This is a genomic window from Tistrella sp., assembly GCF_002684955.1.
Lineage (GTDB): Bacteria > Pseudomonadota > Alphaproteobacteria > Tistrellales > Tistrellaceae > Tistrella > Tistrella mobilis.
This window is the reverse complement of the sequence record NZ_NYWI01000002.1, coordinates 1-15,981: the sequence shown is the minus strand read 5'-3', so window position 1 is coordinate 15,981 and position 15,981 is coordinate 1. Positions and strand designations below refer to the sequence as shown.

13 protein-coding genes are annotated in these 15,981 nt (G+C 68.8%); 5 read left to right on the top strand and 8 right to left on the bottom strand.

The window, feature by feature from the left end; all coding sequences use genetic code 11:
* Positions 1-701 (bottom strand): ArgP/LysG family DNA-binding transcriptional regulator (locus CMO28_RS00190; protein WP_322111276.1); only part of this gene is annotated, 701 nt, incomplete at its 3' end.
* A 112-nt stretch (positions 702-813) separates the two neighbouring features.
* On the opposite strand from CMO28_RS00190, the gene CMO28_RS00185 reads away from it, so the two are divergent.
* Entirely contained in the window at positions 814-1,491 is a 678-nt protein-coding gene (locus CMO28_RS00185) for a LysE/ArgO family amino acid transporter (protein WP_296707887.1), read from the top strand.
* Positions 1,492-1,520: 29 nt separating this feature from the next.
* Here CMO28_RS00185 and CMO28_RS00180 read toward each other — a convergent pair whose 3' ends face one another.
* On the bottom strand, positions 1,521-2,690 hold the full coding sequence (locus tag CMO28_RS00180; RefSeq protein WP_296707885.1) for an IS110 family transposase: 1,170 nt from the start codon (positions 2,688-2,690) through the stop codon (positions 1,521-1,523).
* A 245-nt stretch (positions 2,691-2,935) separates the two neighbouring features.
* Here CMO28_RS00180 and CMO28_RS00175 point away from each other — a divergent pair, with 245 nt between their 5' ends.
* From CMO28_RS00175 to CMO28_RS00165, 3 genes are read left to right on the top strand one after another with little or no spacing between them, the layout of a single operon-like run.
* Positions 2,936-7,192, top strand: a complete 4,257-nt coding sequence (locus CMO28_RS00175; protein WP_296707883.1) for a hypothetical protein — start codon at positions 2,936-2,938, stop codon at positions 7,190-7,192.
* Positions 7,192-7,986, top strand: a complete 795-nt coding sequence (locus CMO28_RS00170) for a hypothetical protein (RefSeq protein ID WP_296707881.1) — start codon at positions 7,192-7,194, stop codon at positions 7,984-7,986. The genes CMO28_RS00175 and CMO28_RS00170 overlap by 1 nt, the downstream gene beginning before the upstream one ends.
* The gene (locus CMO28_RS00165; RefSeq protein WP_296707880.1) at positions 7,986-9,083 is read left to right on the top strand and encodes a hypothetical protein; all 1,098 of its coding nucleotides are present in this window, start codon (positions 7,986-7,988) and stop codon (positions 9,081-9,083) included. Before CMO28_RS00170 ends, CMO28_RS00165 begins: the two co-directional genes overlap by 1 nt.
* 6 nt (positions 9,084-9,089) lie before the next feature.
* Here CMO28_RS00165 and CMO28_RS00160 read toward each other — a convergent pair whose 3' ends face one another.
* Positions 9,090-9,620, bottom strand: coding sequence for a superoxide dismutase family protein (locus CMO28_RS00160; protein WP_296707878.1), 531 nt, complete (start codon positions 9,618-9,620; stop codon positions 9,090-9,092).
* A gap of 164 nt (positions 9,621-9,784) precedes the next feature.
* Here CMO28_RS00160 and CMO28_RS00155 point away from each other — a divergent pair, with 164 nt between their 5' ends.
* Positions 9,785-11,566, top strand: a complete 1,782-nt coding sequence (locus tag CMO28_RS00155; RefSeq protein WP_296707874.1) for a thiamine pyrophosphate-dependent enzyme — start codon at positions 9,785-9,787, stop codon at positions 11,564-11,566.
* Between the two features lie 74 nt (positions 11,567-11,640).
* On the opposite strand, the gene CMO28_RS00150 is transcribed toward CMO28_RS00155, so the two are convergent.
* The 5 genes from CMO28_RS00150 to ilvD form a co-directional block, all read right to left on the bottom strand.
* On the bottom strand, positions 11,641-11,817 hold the full coding sequence (locus tag CMO28_RS00150; RefSeq protein ID WP_296707871.1) for a hypothetical protein: 177 nt from the start codon (positions 11,815-11,817) through the stop codon (positions 11,641-11,643).
* Between the two features lie 24 nt (positions 11,818-11,841).
* Positions 11,842-12,630 carry an ABC transporter ATP-binding protein gene (locus CMO28_RS00145; protein ID WP_014752914.1) on the bottom strand — a complete coding sequence of 263 codons (789 nt, stop codon included), beginning with the start codon at positions 12,628-12,630 and terminating at the stop codon, positions 11,842-11,844.
* Positions 12,627-13,403 (bottom strand): ABC transporter permease, encoded by a 777-nt coding sequence (locus CMO28_RS00140; protein ID WP_062764148.1) that lies wholly within the window; start codon positions 13,401-13,403, stop codon positions 12,627-12,629. The genes CMO28_RS00145 and CMO28_RS00140 overlap by 4 nt, the downstream gene beginning before the upstream one ends.
* Before the next feature lie 104 nt (positions 13,404-13,507).
* Complete coding sequence (locus CMO28_RS00135; protein ID WP_156503186.1) at positions 13,508-14,446, bottom strand: ABC transporter substrate-binding protein; 939 nt, start codon at positions 14,444-14,446, stop codon at positions 13,508-13,510.
* Between the two features lie 252 nt (positions 14,447-14,698).
* On the bottom strand, positions 14,699-15,981 hold a 1,283-nt coding region (gene ilvD, locus CMO28_RS00130; RefSeq protein ID WP_296707854.1), incomplete at its 5' end, for a dihydroxy-acid dehydratase.

Sequence of the window (15,981 nt, the reverse complement as noted above, 5' to 3'; positions counted from 1 at the left end):
CAGCCCAGACCGGCTGCGGCCGCATCCAGAAACGCCTGTGTGGAGGAGAGGTAATGCGCAGGCGGCACGATGCCCGGTGCAACATGGCGATCCAGCCAGCGATGCTGCAGCCGGTCCTTGGCGTTGAACACCATACAGGGCGCGCGGCGGGCCGCCTCAGTCGTCAGCCCCTCCGGGAACCACCGCGCCATATAGGTGGGGCTGGCCGTGGCCACATAAGACAGCCGCCCCAGCGCATGCACATCACAGCCGGTGACCGCGCGGGAGTCTGCGCTCACGGCGGCAGAGACCACCCCACGGCGCAGCCATTCCGTGCTGTGGTCCTGATCGTCGATCACCAGATCAAACAGCACATCATCCGCCGCGACCATTGCCTGCACAAACCATGTGGCGAGGCTGTCAGCATTGACCGCAACCTTCAGACGCGCCGGTTTTTCGGTGGTCTCCAGCGACAGATCCCGGCTGAGGCGGCGCTCCAGCAGGGCGATATCCTCGGCATGTTTGGCAATGCGCAGCCCGGTTTCGGTGCCGGTGCAGGGGCTGGTGCGGTTCACCAGCGGCGTGCCCACCCGATCCTCCAGCGCCTTGATCCGCTGTGAGACCGCCGAGGGCGTCACGCCAAGCGCCGCCGCCGCCGCATCAAAGCTGCCAAGATCAAGCACCGCGGAAAGTGCGGCCAACTGGAGAGGATCATATCGCATTAGTAAAACTTAATTGACGTCAGTATCTTTAATTTGATTACGCCTCAGCCCGGCTTTAGTCAAAGGCAACCGCCCCCGGGCGTCGCGCAATGACACAAAAGGACAAAGCCCCATGCAGCCCATCTCGATGACCCCGGACATGCTGCCGACCCTGATGGCAGGCTTTGGCCTTGGCTTTAGCCTGATCCTTGCGATCGGGGCGCAGAACGCCTTTGTGCTGCGCCAAGGCATCCGGGGCCAGCATGTGCTGCCCATCGTGTTGACCTGCGCGTTTTCGGACGCGTTGCTGATCACTGCCGGGGTGGCGGGGTTTGGCACGCTCACCGCCGCGGTGCCGTGGTTTGAAACCGCGATGCGCCTTGGCGGTGTCGTGTTCCTGACATGGTACGGGCTGCGCGCGCTTCGGGCGGCGTGGACGGGGGGCGCAGCACTCAGGACCGAAGGGCAGGGCGTGCAGACCGCGCTCCTGCCTGCGGTGCTGACCTGTCTGGCGTTTACGTGGCTCAACCCGCATGTCTATCTCGATACGGTGGTGCTGCTTGGGGCGATTTCGGCGCAATACACACCGGCGTGGATCTTTGGCCTCGGCGCGGTCACGGCCTCTTTCGTGTTTTTCTTCACGCTGGGCTATGGCGCGCGGCTCCTGGCGCCTGTGTTTGCGCGGCCCCGCGCATGGCAGGTGCTGGACGCGCTGATCGGCGTGGTGATCTTCATGCGCGGCGGTCTCTGGGGCGGTATCGAAGGCGTGGTCGCAAAACTGCGCGAGCGGCGCGGAGGGCCCGAGGCATGAGATACCGTCACGCTGAGCAAGCGCTTTTTTCAGTCGGCGAGCTTTGGCACGAAGGGTTTTCGAGCCTTGGCGACGGCGTAGACGGCGACGAGGAGTTTTCGCATGGCGGCGACGAGGGCGAGCTTTGGTGGCTTTCCCTGTGCGCGCAGTCGGTCGTAGAAGGCTTTGAGCCACGGGTTTCGGCGGACAGCGGTGAGGGTTGGCATCCACAAGGCGGTGCGCAGGCGCGCGTTGCCGATCGGGGTGATGCCGGCGCGGGTGGGGCGGCGCTTTCCGGAGTGGCGCAGGGCTGGGATGACGCCGACGTAGGCTGCCAGGGCTGCGGGGCTGTCGAAGCGGGCCGGATCGCCGAGTTCGGCGATGAGGCGTGCTGCGGTGCTGGGACCGATTCCGTCGATGGAGGTCAGCAGCGAGCCGACCTCGTGCTCGTCGAGCAGACGGGTGATGTCGTCGTCACGGTCGGCCAAGCGGCGGCGCCACAGATCGAGATCCTGACAGATGTCGCGGACCTGGACGCGGTAGGCGGGGCCGTGGTGCTGGCCGACCGAGCGCTTGGCCGCGGCGATGATCTGGTCGGCCAGTTCGCTTCCGACGGCGTGGCGGCCATCGTAGCGCAGCTTGGCGAGCCGGCGTGGCGTGGCTTTGGCGACGGCCTCGGCGGTGGGGTATTCCGCCAGGATGGCGGTGGCCAGCATGCTGTCGAGCGTGCGGACATAGCGTCGGAATTCCGGGAAGCCGAGATCGACCAGCCGGCGGAGCTGGCGGACGCGGTCGTCGAAATCCTGGCGCAGCCGGTCGCGGTGGCGAACCAGTTCGCGCAGCTCCTCGCTGGCCCGGCTGCCCAGCCGGGTCGGGGAGGGGCGCTTTTCCCGCCCGAAGCGGGCCAGGCCGAGGGCGTCGATGGCGTCGGTCTTGGTGCGCTCCAGGCTCTCGCCCTGGAAGCGGTGGGTGCGCAGCGGGTTGATCAGGGCGACCTCGTAGCCCTTGGCCGCCAGCACGGCGAACAGGTTCTTCCAGTAATGCCCGGTCGCCTCCATGACCACCAGCGCCTCACCCGGCGGGGCCAGCGCGGCCAGCAACGCGCCGTGCCCGGCCGCGTCTTCGGTGAACGGCTTGGGTTTGGCCAGGACCGTGCCGTCCGCATCAAGGATGGCGAAGACATGGGTTTCCGACGCGATGTCGATGCCGACGAATTGCATGGCGCCTCCCGTGCGGATGAGCCGGAAGCCTCGGAGCCGGTGCTCGTGCCCCTGCTTGTCCATGCGCGGATGACCGCCCCGATCGGGGCGGTCATCCGCCCCCTCGCCACGACACCGCCGGATACCGTTCGGGCAAAAAGCACCGGGCGAGGGCGCCAATCTCATGCACGAAGATCATCCTTCGAGCGCAACGCGGCGACCCTCTCCCGGCTATCAGGCCAAACATCCTACCAGGAGACGGCCCGATGAGTGGAATTCATACAAGCGTCGAGATCATCGCCACCGCGGTCGAGGCCTTCGGCGTGCTGAACGGCACGACCCGGACCATGACCGTGGACGCCACCGGCGCCGACCTGCTGGTGGTCATGGTGCCGTTCAGCTTCTATGACCCGCAGAACCAGGGCACGGTCTACGACCTGGGCCCGGCGGTGAGCTTCGCCGGCACGCCCATGGCCAAGGACTATGCCGAGCCGCTGGTCAATCACGAGAGCTTCGGCACCGTCGCCGTGTTCCATCTGGCGCGGCCGGCGGCCGGGCCGCAGGAGCTGGCGATCACGGCCCCCTACTGGATCGGCTCTACCGAGGTTGCTGTGTTCGCGCTGGCGGGCACCGCCGGCCGGATCGGCATCGTGAAGGCCGAGGCGGTCGAAGGCGCGGACAGCACCACCGCGATCACCCTGCCCGGCATCGAACCGCCGGGCATCGGCGAGGACGGGCTGCTGCTGGCGGTGGCCACGGGCTTCTACAACGACAGCGGCGACATCCCTGCCGCCGGCTGGACGGCCCATGGCGTGGCGGGCCAGGGCTGGGCCCTGGTCGCCGCCCTGTCGCGCAGCCTGGCCGATGCCGCAGAGGCAGGCCCGCCGCATCTGGCGGCACGCACCCCCGGGGCCGATGTGGCGCTGCTGGCCGCCGCCATTGCGGTGCCGCCCCGCGGCCGGCCGCGCAAAACGATCGAGGTGACGGCGGCCGAGAGCTTCTATCTGGGCGCGCTGGACCAGACCATGCGCGGCGTGACCTTCGGCAGCACCCCGGCCACCGGCCCCGAAGGCGGGGTCATCGACGGCACCGGCGCCGATCTGCTGCTGGTGGCGGTGGGCTATACCCATGCCGACCCGCCGCCGGCGCTGGTCTATGGCGGCCGGCGGCTGCGCTATGTGGAGGGCTTCGACGCCGACCTGGAGGAGACCGGGCGGTTTCGCCTGGCCATCCTGGCCGACCCGCCCGCCGGACCCAACCTGCTGGAGGCCGCCGCCGAAGACCGTTTCGTCGGCATCGTGACCCTGACCGCGGTGGCGTTGTCGGGCGTGACCGGCTGCATCGAGGCGCGCACCGCGGTGGTATCGACCGATGCGACCACCCGCATCCCCCTGGAAGACACCCATATCGACAGCCTGCTTCTGGGCTTCGTGTTCAACCCCTGGGGTGCCGGAGCCGGCTTCACCGCGACCGGTTGGAACAGGCCGGCCGAGGTGGTCGGCGAGCATGCCGGCGCGCGGCTGTTCACCCATCCGGGCGGCGGCCGCATCGGCTTCGATCTGGTGCGCGACACCGCCTATTCGGCCCAGTTCATTCTGGCGCTGGAGCTGACCGCGGCCGTCGAAGACCAGGGAAGCGGCCGCATCGCCGCCGAGGCGGCGCTGCCGGCCCCGGTGACGGCGGCGGTTGCCGCCGGGCTGACCAGCCGCCGGCTGGCACCCGCGGGGCAGAGCTGGAACGTCTATTGGGAGAGCTGGTTCGACATCCCGGCCGATTACGACGACCCTGCCGCCATCGACGCCATGCGGCTGATGCGCGTGCCCAACGGCACCGCACGGGTGTTTCTGCACACGGCGAAGCCGCGCTGCAGCTATGCCGGGCCCGACGACCGGCTGGACCAGACCGGCGGGCTGCCCATCCCCTGCACCGGCCGGCAGCTGCGCCGGGTGCTGGACCGGTTCCGCCGCCGGCATCCCGAAACCCGGCTGATCCTGGTGGTGATGCAGTATGGCGAGCAGTGGATGCCCGAGCCCTATCATCCCGACGGGTTCGGCGGCCAGACCGAAGCCGACATGGCGGCGCTGCGCCGGATGGTCGACGATCTGGGCCTGGACGGCGTGGATGTGGACTATGAATGCATCTCCGAACTGCCCGGGCTGGAACATCATTGCCGGACCGACGAGACCGGCCACCGCGTCTGCTATACCGATACCGAACTCGTGGCGGTGATCAAGCGCTTCCGGCGCTGGTTCCCGCGCGCGCTCGGCTATGAACTCGGCTGGGCCGGCATACATGTCGGCTGCTTCGGCGAGCCGCCCTTCGCGATGGCCAGCCCCGTGGGCGGCGGCTGGAACGGCGGCTATGCCCTGGCGCTTGCCCGCGACCCCGAAGCCCGGGCGGCGCTGGACTACATCAACATCATGACCTATGACGCCGGGCTCGATTACGAGCCCATGGTCGCCTACGACGCCTATCGCCACTGGTTTCCGAATACGGCGCTGCATATCGGGCTGCGGGTCGGGCCGCCGGAATGGGGGTTCACGCCGCCACATACCGATACCGGCGCCCGCCGGTCGCTCGACGACATGCGGGCCTATCTCAATCACGTGCTGTTCCGGCAGGGGGCCGGGGCCTTTTTGTATGGCTGGAACTGGGATGCGGCCGAACCGTCGGCCGCGACCTATTCCCCCACCGCGCGCTATGGCGAGGCCTATCCCGATGCGGCCATCACCGCCGCCACCGCGCTCGACATGTTCGGGCTGGACGGGGTGATCCGTCTGCCCTTCCGGCCGGCGGTGGACCGGGTGGTGACGGTGGAGGTGCAGGCCGCCGATCTGGCGGCGACCCCCGGCCGGCCGCGCCTGGCGGCCGCCTGGGCGGCGCTGCCCTGGGCGACGCTGCCGCCCGAGAACGGGGGGGCCGAAAACGGCGCGCGCGCCTCTGACGGCCGCGTGCCGGTGGTGGTGCTGCGTTATACCGACAAGGCCTTCGCCACCGTGCCCGACGACCAGCCGGCCAGCACCTGGTTCGATCCGCGCGGCGCGGTGCCGCTGGTCATCGAACGCTCGATGCCGATCGCCCCGGAATCGCGGGATCGCGCCATTCTTCAGGTCGGCCGCATCGATCTGATCAATGCCGACGGCGCGCTGGACCAGGTGCCGGACGTCTACGACGTCGCCCGGCGGCGGGTGGTGGTCCGGGCCGGGCATCGCGACGTCGCGGGCGCACGGCATCGCGATTTCGCCCTGCTGTTCGACGGTGTCGGCGACGAGCTGACCGGCACCCGCAACGCCGTGGCCTTGACGGTGCAGGGCATGGCCGGGCTGCTGGACCGACCGCTGACCACCAGGCTTTATGCCGAACATCCCGCGATCGAGGTCTCGCCCGACCTGATCGGCAAGCGCATGCCGCTGGGCTTCGGCCGGCTGCGCAATGTGGAGCCCGTGGCGGTGGCGCCGGCGCTGGGCATCCTGCAGCTGAGCGCGCGGCGGATCCAGGCGGTGCATGCGGTCTATGACCGCGGCCTGCCGATCGATCCGTCGGGCCAGGATGTCGCCGATCTGGCGGCGCTGGCGGCGCTGGAGGTACCGCCGGGGCATTTCGCCACCTGCCTGGCCGAAGGGTTGATCCGGCTGGGCACCCCCCCGCCGGTGGGCGTGGTGACGGTGGATTTCGACGGCGATGCCGAGGGCGGTTTCGTCTCCGACACCGCCGGCATCGTGCGGCGGATCATGCTCGACTTCGCCAGCCTGACCGCCGACCGGCTGGATCCCGCAGGCTTTGCGGCCATCGCGGCCGATTGCCCGGGCGTGATCGGCTGGTGGCAGGGCAGCGACGGCACCGCCACGGCAGGCGAGGCGGCGTCGGAAATCCTGCGCGGCATCAATGGCTGGTGGGGCGAGGACGGCACCGGGCGGATCGGCATCGGCATGATCCGCGCCCCTGCGGCCACGCCGGCGCTGGTCATCGACCCGACGATGATCCTGGAAGCCCCGGAACGGCTGGAGATGCCGGGCAGCACCGCCCGCGCCGCCTGGCGGCGGCGGGTCAATCACACCCGCAACTGGCGGCCGCTGACGGCATCTGATTTGCCACCTTCGGATGTGGAGACCGCCCTTGATCGGAGCTTCGCGGCCGAGACCTGGCGCGTGGCCTCGGCGGCGGATCTGGGCGTGCTGGTCGGCCGCGCGGCGGCGCAGGATGTGGAACCGGTCGACAGCTGGTTCGACAGCGCTGCCGATGCCGAAGCCCATGCCCGGCAGCTGCTGGATCTCTATGGCCGGCCAGGGCTGATGATCTCGCTGGCGGTCCCCGCTTTGCTTGCCGAAGAGCTGACGCCCGCGGGCGACATCCGCTTCGTGCGGCCGGTGCGGATCGGCGCCACGGTGCGGGTGATCCATCCGCGCTACGGCCTGGCCCAGGGCCGCGACATGGTGGTGATCGCCACCTCGGAACAGTGGGACCGCGGGCGGCTGGTGCTGACCCTCTGGGCCCCCAACCTTCAAGATGAGCAGGTCGCCTGATGAGCGGATCCCCCTCTCCCGATACCGATCGTCGGATCATCGTCGATCACGTCAACCACACGGCCGGTCTGACCGCGGCCGATCTGCGCACCACCGCACCGGTCGCGGCCGGGCTGCCGCTCGCCAACATGCTGGATGCCTGGCCGGCACGGGTGGCACGCATCGCCGCCGCCTCGTTCTCGATCGACATCGATCTGGGCGACGCAAAGCCGGTGGGGGTGCTTGCCCTTGCCCGCACCAGCCTGGGCCCGGGTGACATGGTCGCCTGGTCGGCGGGCACGCTGCGCGGCGGCAACGATCTCTGGCAGGGCCCGGCGGTCGCCGGCGCCCGCACCGGCATCGGCTTTCACATGGCCCTGGCCCCGGCCGGGCTGGTGGCCCGCCATCTGCGGATGACGGTGATCACGGCCCCCGCAAGCCAGCATGTCGATATCGGCCTGATCTGGATCGGCCCCGGCGACCGGCCCGAAGCCAACATGGCCTATGGCTGGCGGCTGGAAATGGAGGATGCAAGCCGCATCGCCGTCGCCGAGGCCTCGGGCGCCGAATGGGTGGACCGGGGCCCGAAGCGCCGCAGCCTGGTGTTCGACTTCTCCATGACCGCCGGCGACCGGCAGGCCGCCATCGACCGGCTGTTCGACCGCGGCCTGACCCGGCCGGTGCTGTGCGTGCCGGCCCCGCTCGGCGACTGGCCGCGCGAGGGCATGATCGGACGCATCGCCGCCCATGGCGGCTTCGTCCGCACCGACCCCCTGTTCCATTCCACGTCCCTGACCATCCGGGAGCTTCTGTGATGCTTGTCGATCGCGGCTATCAGACCACCACCACCGAGGGCACCGGCCCGCTGCAGCTGCTGCCCCCGCCGACCGGACTTGCGGCGCTGTCCGCCCGCGGCGACGGCCCGGTGTTCTACGAGATCCTGGCCCCCGAAGACGGGATCTGGGAAATCGGCCAGGGCATCGTCACCGGCAATCAGCTGGAGCGGGTGACGGTGCTGTCGAATTCCAACGGCACCACCGGGCTGATCAACCTGCCGGCAGGCGAGAAGCTGGTCTTTTCGGTGCTGCCGGCATCGCGGGCGGTGTATGTGGACGAGACCGGGGCGCTGGCCGGCGCCGATCTGGTCACGCCGGTGCCGCGCACCCGCCGGGTCGATACCGGCGCGGGGCTGGCCGGCGGCGGCAGCCTGGACGCCGACCGCACGCTCAGCGTGGACATTGCCGGCACCCCGACGGCCGTCGATACCACCGGCAGCACGCGACTTCTGGTGCACGATACGGCAGAAAATGCACTCCGGGCCGTGACCCGCGACACCCTGCTGGCCGATCACGTGCCCGACAGTCGCCGGGTGATCGCAGGCGGCCTGGTCACCGGCGGGGGCGCGCTCGACGGCGACGTGACCGTTACCGTGACCGAGGCGACCACGGCCGAGATGACGGCAGGCACCGCAGCCGCCAGCGTCGCGACGCCGCGCCGCGTGAAGGGCGCCATCGACGCCCGGCTCGCCACCACGGCCGAGATGCAGACGGGGACGAATACGACGAAGCTTGCCACCCCGGCGGGGGTGAAGGCCGCCATCAACGCCCTGTCACCGGTGACGGCTGTGGGATCCACCGATCCGGACGATTACCGGTTGGGCTTCTCGTCGATCTCCCGAGTCAGCGGCAAGGTACGAGCGACATTCACAGCCCCAAGGCCGAACACGAATTATGTCGTGCAAGCCCAGGCGCCAGGCATCTATCTCGATTCAAGCCCCGACGCCAACCCTCAGATCCCGATGCTGGCTATCACGAAAACCACGAACTGGGTGGAAATCGAGATTGTGATGTTTGGCTTCGGCACCGGGTCCACGAGCACGGCCATTCCGGTGACGATTGTCGTCTATGGGTGACGCGTGTCACTCGATCACCGCACAGGCCAGCCGGTCGCCGGCATTGCCCGAGGGCTGGCTGCGGTGGTCGTCGCGGCCTGAATGGATCATCAGCGTCCGGCCGCGGATGCCGTTCGGGCCGTCGTCGAGCCGGACCATCGGGTTGAAGGCTTCGGCGTGAAGCGCGCCGTCGGCACCGACCATCTGGTTGGGCATGTCGCCGGCATGCGGCCCGCCTTCGGCCAGGAAACCATGGGCCGTGTTGCCCGGGTTGAAATGGCCGCCGGCCGATTTGTGGTGGTCGGCCGCATCGCAGGTCCCGCCCTCGTGGATGTGAAAGGCGACCCACTGACCGGCCGGCAGGTCCCGGACCTCGGCCTGGATCAGCACGCCGCGCGCGGTGCCGGTGAGGGTGGCGGTGCCGGTTTCCTCGCCCGAGAGGCCGATAAACTGCGCCTCCGCGCTGGTGGTCTCGGCCTCCGCGGCGATGGCGGGGGCGGCCGCGATCATCAGCATCGCGGCGAGGGCTGCGGCAAAACCGTGGATGTGAGACGGCATGGGGGTCGTCCTTTCCTGTGAGATGCGCGCGATCTGATCAACGGCGCGGCGCCATGACGGCAGAACGCCGCGTGCGCCGGAAGGTTTCCAGGGAACATTTCGAGGAACATGCGCGACTCCCGCGCGTTCGCCTTCCGACATCCCCGCAGATCGGAGATCGCCCGATGACCGCCCCCTCCCCCGCTCTCACCGCCGCCGACATTCTGGTCGAGACCCTGATCGCCTGGGAGGTCGACACCGTCTTCGGCCTGCCGGGCGACGGCATCAACGGCGTCATGGAGGCGCTGCGCACCCGTCAGGACAGGATCCGCTTCATCCAGACGCGGCATGAAGAGAGCGCCGCCTTCATGGCGGCCGCCCATGCCAGATTCACCGGAAAGCTCGGCGTCTGCCTGGCGACCTCCGGCCCCGGCGGCACCCATCTGATCACCGGGCTGTGCGATGCGGCACTCGATCAGGCGCCGGTGCTGGCGATCACCGGCATGCAGGTCCATGACCTGATCGACAGCTTCACCCAGCAGGATATCGACCTCTCGCGGATGATCGGCAATATCGCGGTCTTCGACACCAAGGTCGCCAGCGCCGCCCATATGGAGACGGTGGCCGGCCTCGCCTGCCGGGCGGCGCTCACCCGGCGCGGCGTGGCCCATCTGTCGATCCCGGCCGACATGCAGGTGCAGAGGCTGGAAGACAGCCCGCGTTCGTCGCGCAACCGGCCGGGCCATGTACCGAACCGGCGCTTTTACGGCCGCAGCCTGCCGGATCCCGATCAGGTGGAGCTGGCGGCCTCGATCCTGAACCGGGCGGAACGGGTGATGATCCTGGCCGGTCAGGGGGCCGCCGGTGCGGTTTCAGAGCTTGAAAAGACCGCCGACCTGCTGGCCGCCCCGGTCGCCAAGGCGCTGCTGGGCAAGGCGATCCTGCCCGAAGACCACCCGCATTCGACCGGCGGCATCGGCATGCTCGGCACCCTGCCATCCGAGGAAGCGATGGAGGGCTGCGACGCCCTGCTGATCGTGGGATCGACCTTTCCCTATATCGAATACTATCCGGAACCGGGCCAGGCACGGGCGGTGCAGATCGATCGCGACGGCGAGCGCATCGGCCTGCGCTATCCGGTCGAGGCCGGGCTGGTGGGGGATGCGGCCGAAAGCCTGCATCTGCTGAACCAGAAGCTGGAGCGCAAGCAGGATCGCAGCTTCCTGAAACGCGCCCAGGACGGCATGGCGCGCTGGCGCGAGATGATGCGCGCGGCCGAACGCCAGGACGACGTGCCGATGAAGCCGCAGGTGGTGGTGGGCGCGCTGGGCCGGCGGCTGCCGCCGGAGGCGATCCTGACCAGCGACAGCGGCCAGAACACCGAGCTTGCGGCCCGGCATGTGCCGCTGGGGCCCGGGCAGGATTACGCCGTCTCTGGCACGCTCGCCTCCATGGCCTGCGGCCTGCCCTATGCGATCGCCGCCGGGCTGGCCCATCCCGACCGGCCGGTCTTCGCGATCGTCGGCGATGGCGGCTTCGCCATGCAGCTGGGGGAATTCTCCACCGCCGTACGCCACGGGCTGAACCTGAAGCTGCTGGTGATCCGCAACGGCATGCTCAACCAGATCGCCTGGGAGCAGATGATGTTCCTGGGCAATCCGCAATTCGCCTGCGAGCTGCAGCCGATCGATTTCGCCAAAGCCGCCGAGGCCATGGGCGGGCGCGGCTTCACGGTGTCGGACCCCGGCCAGGTGGATGCGGTGCTGGACCAGGCGCTCGGCACCGCGGGCCCGGTGGTCATCGATGCGATCGTCGACCCTCACGAGCCGATGATGCCGCCGCGCCTGCCCGAGGCCCAGGCCCGCAATCTGCGCGAGGCCCTGCCCGAAACCCCGGGCCGGGAAAAGATCGAAGCCGCCCTTGCGGCCGAGCCGCTGCGGACGATGATCGAGGCGGGACGGAAGTGACGGCGGCAATTGCCCGACGGGCCGTTACTCCAGCTCGTCGGGCCAGAGCCCCATGAAGCGGGACCAGACAATCCTCAGACGCCGCCGTCCCGTCGGAGCGCTGCCTCCCGGCGGGCGGCGAGACGGGCGTTCACCTGGTCACCAGAGAGATCGCCGGCCGTGTCGTCGAGCGCCTCCTGCACACGGGCGCGGAACCAGGCATCGTGGGTCGAGGGGCGGGGACGTCCGCCTGCCAGCCTCTCATCAGCCATTCTGTCTTCCGTCATCCTGGTCTCCTAGTGATCCCCAGCCGCCCGGATCGCCTCCGCCCGGATCTCCTCGGTCAGCTTTGCGCGGAGTTCGCTGAATTCGGGGCTGGATTTGACGGTGTAGTGGCGCGGATGGGCCAGCGGTACCGGCGTGATCGCCTTGATCCGGCCGGGGCGCGCCGACATGGTGATGACGCGCGAGCCCACGAAGATCGCCTCTTCGATGTCGTGGGTGACGAAGATGACGGTCTTGCGGGCGCTTTCCCAGATGCCGAGAAGCAGTTCCTGCATCAGGCCGCGGGTCTGGTTGTCGAGCGCGCCGAAGGGTTCGTCGAGCAGCAGGATCTTGGGGTCGTTGGCCAGCGCCCGCGCGATGGCGGTGCGCTGCTGCATGCCGCCGGAAAGCTGCTTGGGCCAGTGATTCTCGAAGCCGCGCAACCCGACCTGATCGATGAAACGGCCGACGATCTCGCGCCGCTCGACCTCGGCCATGCCCTTTTCGCGCAGGCCGAAGCCGATATTCTGTGCGACGGTCAGCCACGGGAACAGGGTGTAGGACTGAAAGACCATGCCCCGATCGGCGCCGGGGCCGGTGATCTCGCGCCCGTCCAGCGTCACCCGGCCGGTGGACGGCCGGTCGAGCCCGGCGATGATCCGCAGGAGGGTCGACTTGCCGCAGCCCGACGGGCCCAGCACCGAGACGAAGTCGTTGTCCGGCACCACCAGATCGGTGGGCTGGAGCGCCAGCGTCGGCTTGCCGCCGCGCACACCCGGGAAGGTGCGGCTGACGTTCTCGACGATCAGCCCGCCGCTCATGCCAGCCGCCATGCGAAGAGGCGGCGGTTCGCCAGCTTGAACAGCACGTCGGAAATCAGCCCGATCACGCCGATGACGATAATGCCGAAAATGATCTGGCCGGTCGCCATCAGCGCCTGGGAATTGATGATCATATAGCCGATGCCCGACGAGGCGCCGATCAGTTCGGCCACGATGACATAGGTCCAGGCCCAGCCCAGAACCAGGCGCAGGGTCTCGGCGATGTCGGGGGCATTGGCCGGCAGCAGCACCCGGCGGAGAATGCCGCGATCGCGGGCGCCGAGCGTATAGGCCGCTTCGACCAGGTCACGGCGGGTGGCACCGACCTGCACCGCCACCATCAGAGTGATCTGGAAGACCGAGCCGATGAAGATCACCAGCAGCTTCTGCATCTCGCCGATGCCGGCCCAGAGGATCAGCAGCGGCACGAAGGCCGAGGCCGGCAGGTAGCGGGCAAAGGAGACGAAGGGCTCGAACAGCGCCTCGATCGGCTTGTAGGCCCCCATGGCGATGCCGAGCGGCACGGCGATGACGGCGGCCATGGCGAAACCGCCGACCACCCGCCAGACCGTCATGCCGATATCGGACAGGAAGCCCTGGTCGGCCAGCAGCGACCAGCCGTCGGCGAGCATGGTGAGCGGGTCGGCAAGGAAGGTCGGCGAGACGAAGCCGCCGAAGGTCGCCACCGCCCAGCCGGCCGTGAACAGCACGAAAAAGCCGATGCCGAGCAGGATCCGCGTGCGCGGGCTGACCGGCTCGAAAGGTCGGAGCATGGGGTTCAACCAGGTCTTTGGGTCGGAGAGAAAAGGCGATGGAGGCCGGGCATGGGCGGGGCGGAAGGCCATGCCCCGCCCCGCCGCAGGCCAGGTGCCCCGTGTTACCTGATGTAGCTGGTGTCGACGATCGCGTCGATATCCGGCTTCTGCTTGATCACGCCGATTTCGAGCAGCAGATCGGCCGCCTCGGCCGAGAAGGTCTTGAACTCGCCCTCGAAGAAGGCCTGGTTGGCCGCCTTGTCCTGCCAGCGCAGATACTGCGCCGAATTGCCGAAGGCCTCGGCGGTCTGCTTCACATCGGCGCCCATGATGCCATAGGCCTTGTCCTTGTCGGCCGCGATCATCTCAAGCGCCGCGAAATAGCTGTCGGCCAGCGCCTTGCCGGCGGCGGGATTTTCCGACAGGAAGGCCGGGGTGCAGCCGACAGTATCCATCACCGCCGGATAATCCAGCGTGGTCGCCAGGATCTTGCCCTTGTCGGGGGCGTTGCGGACGGTGGAGAGATAGGGCTCGTAGGTCATCGCCGCATCGTTCTGGTCGGCGACGAAGGCCTGGGCCGCCGGCCCCGGCTCCATGTTCACCACCTTCACATCCGACATCTTCATGCCGTTCTTGTGCAGCATCCAGGCGAGCAGGAAATAGGGCGAGGTGCCGGGCGCCGAGGCCGCGACCGTCTTGCCCTTCAGATCGGCGAAGCCGTTGACGTCGCTACGCACCGCGATGCCGTCGGCGCCATAGGACTTGTCCATCTGGAAGATCTGCTTCGCCGGCACGCCGTTGGCGTTCCACACGATCCAGGTTTCGACCGTGGTCGCCGCGCACTGAATGTCGCCGGAGGCGAGCGCCAGATGGCGGCTGGCCTGCGGGATCTTCTTCAGGGTGACGTCCAGCCCGTGCTTTTCGAAGATGCCGGCCTCTTTCGCCAGCGTCAGCGGCGCGAAGCCGGTCCAGCCCGACAGGCCGATGGTCACCTTTGTGGTCTCGGCGGAGGCGGGCGCGGCGATCGCCACGGCCGCAAGACCGGCCATGGCGGCGGCCATGCCGATGTTCCGACGAAGCTTCATGAACTGGTCCCCCGTATGTGAACGGACGCTGATGGTCCTGACCCGGTCACCCCTGTGCCCGCGGATCGGGCCGCGGGTCTTTGCTTTGCATAAACTCATAGCAGCACAGCGCATCACCCGGCGTCAATTGCCTATACATATCGCAGGATGATCCGCCCGCCGGACGAACGAAACCCCGCCATCGCTGCCGATGGCGGGGTTCGCAGTGGTCGGGACCTGACGGAGGGATCAGTCCGCGGCCGGGATGCGGCGCACGGCCCCCTGGGCGGCACTGGTGGTCAGCATGGCATAGGCCTGCAGCGCCTTCGACACCTTGCGGCTGCGCGGTTCGGCCGGCTTCCAGCCCTTCGCCTCCTGCGCCGCACGGCGGGCGGCCAGGGTGTCGTCGTCGACCGCCAGATGAATGCGGCGGCCGGGGATGTCGATCTCGATGATGTCACCTTCCTCGACCAGACCGATGGCGCCGCCTTCGGCCGCTTCCGGCGAGACATGGCCGATCGACAGCCCCGAGGACCCGCCCGAGAAGCGGCCGTCGGTCACCAGCGCGCAGGTCTTGCCCAGCCCCTTGGACTTGAGATAGCTGGTGGGATAGAGCATTTCCTGCATGCCCGGGCCGCCACGCGGGCCTTCATAGCGGATCAGCACCACGTCGCCGGCGGAAACCTTGCCGCCCAGAATGCCGGACACCGCCGCATCCTGGCTTTCGAAGATCCGCGCCGGGCCCTTGAAGGTGAGGATCGAGTCGTCCACACCCGCCGTCTTCACGATGCAGCCGTCGAGCGCGATGTTGCCGAACAGCACCGCCAGACCGCCGTCTTTGGAGTAGGCATGGTCGATATCGCGGATGACGCCGGTCTCGCGATCCAGATCGACCGCGTCGAAGCGGCGATCCTGGCTGAAGGCGGTCTGGGTGGGCACGCCGCCGGGGGCGGCGCGGTAGAAATCATGCACCGAGGCGGCATTGGTCCGCTTCACGTCCCAGCGGTCGAGCGCATGGCCCAGCGTCTCGGCATGGACCGTCGGCACCGAGGTATCCAGCAGGCCGGCGCGGTCCAGCTCCCCCAGGATCGCCATGATGCCGCCGGCATGGTGGACGTCTTCCATATGCACATGGCTGACCGCGGGCGCCACCTTGCACAGCACCGGCACCCGGCGCGACAGCCGGTCGATATCGGCCATGGTGAAATCGACCTCACCCTCCTGCGCCGCGGCCAGAAGGTGCAGCACGGTGTTGGTCGACCCGCCCATGGCGATGTCCAGCGTCATGGCATTCGCAAAGGCCGCCCGGGTGGCGATGCCGCGCGGCAGGGCGGTGGCGTCGTCCTGCTCGTAATAGCGCCGGGCCAGATCGACGATCAGATGGCCGGCTTCCAGGAACAGCCGCTTGCGGTCGGCATGGGTGGCGAGCGTCGAGCCGTTGCCCGGCAGCGACAGGCCCAGCGCCTCGGTCAGGCAGTTCATCGAATTGGCGGTGAACATGCCCGAGCACGACCCGCAGGTCGGGCAGGCCG

Bases quoted from the DNA above. Each gene is read 5' to 3' on its own strand.
- CMO28_RS00185 (WP_296707887.1), top strand. From the start codon at position 814: ATGCAGCCCATCTCGATGACCCCGGACATGCTGCCGACCCTGATGGCA.
- CMO28_RS00180 (WP_296707885.1), bottom strand. From the start codon at position 2,690: ATGCAATTCGTCGGCATCGACATCGCGTCGGAAACCCATGTCTTCGCC.
- CMO28_RS00175 (WP_296707883.1), top strand. From the start codon at position 2,936: ATGAGTGGAATTCATACAAGCGTCGAGATCATCGCCACCGCGGTCGAG.
- CMO28_RS00170 (WP_296707881.1), top strand. From the start codon at position 7,192: ATGAGCGGATCCCCCTCTCCCGATACCGATCGTCGGATCATCGTCGAT.
- CMO28_RS00165 (WP_296707880.1), top strand. From the start codon at position 7,986: ATGCTTGTCGATCGCGGCTATCAGACCACCACCACCGAGGGCACCGGC.
- CMO28_RS00160 (WP_296707878.1), bottom strand. From the start codon at position 9,620: ATGCCGTCTCACATCCACGGTTTTGCCGCAGCCCTCGCCGCGATGCTG.
- CMO28_RS00155 (WP_296707874.1), top strand. From the start codon at position 9,785: ATGACCGCCCCCTCCCCCGCTCTCACCGCCGCCGACATTCTGGTCGAG.
- CMO28_RS00150 (WP_296707871.1), bottom strand. From the start codon at position 11,817: ATGGCTGATGAGAGGCTGGCAGGCGGACGTCCCCGCCCCTCGACCCAC.
- CMO28_RS00145 (WP_014752914.1), bottom strand. From the start codon at position 12,630: ATGAGCGGCGGGCTGATCGTCGAGAACGTCAGCCGCACCTTCCCGGGT.
- CMO28_RS00140 (WP_062764148.1), bottom strand. From the start codon at position 13,403: ATGCTCCGACCTTTCGAGCCGGTCAGCCCGCGCACGCGGATCCTGCTC.
- CMO28_RS00135 (WP_156503186.1), bottom strand. From the start codon at position 14,446: ATGGCCGCCGCCATGGCCGGTCTTGCGGCCGTGGCGATCGCCGCGCCC.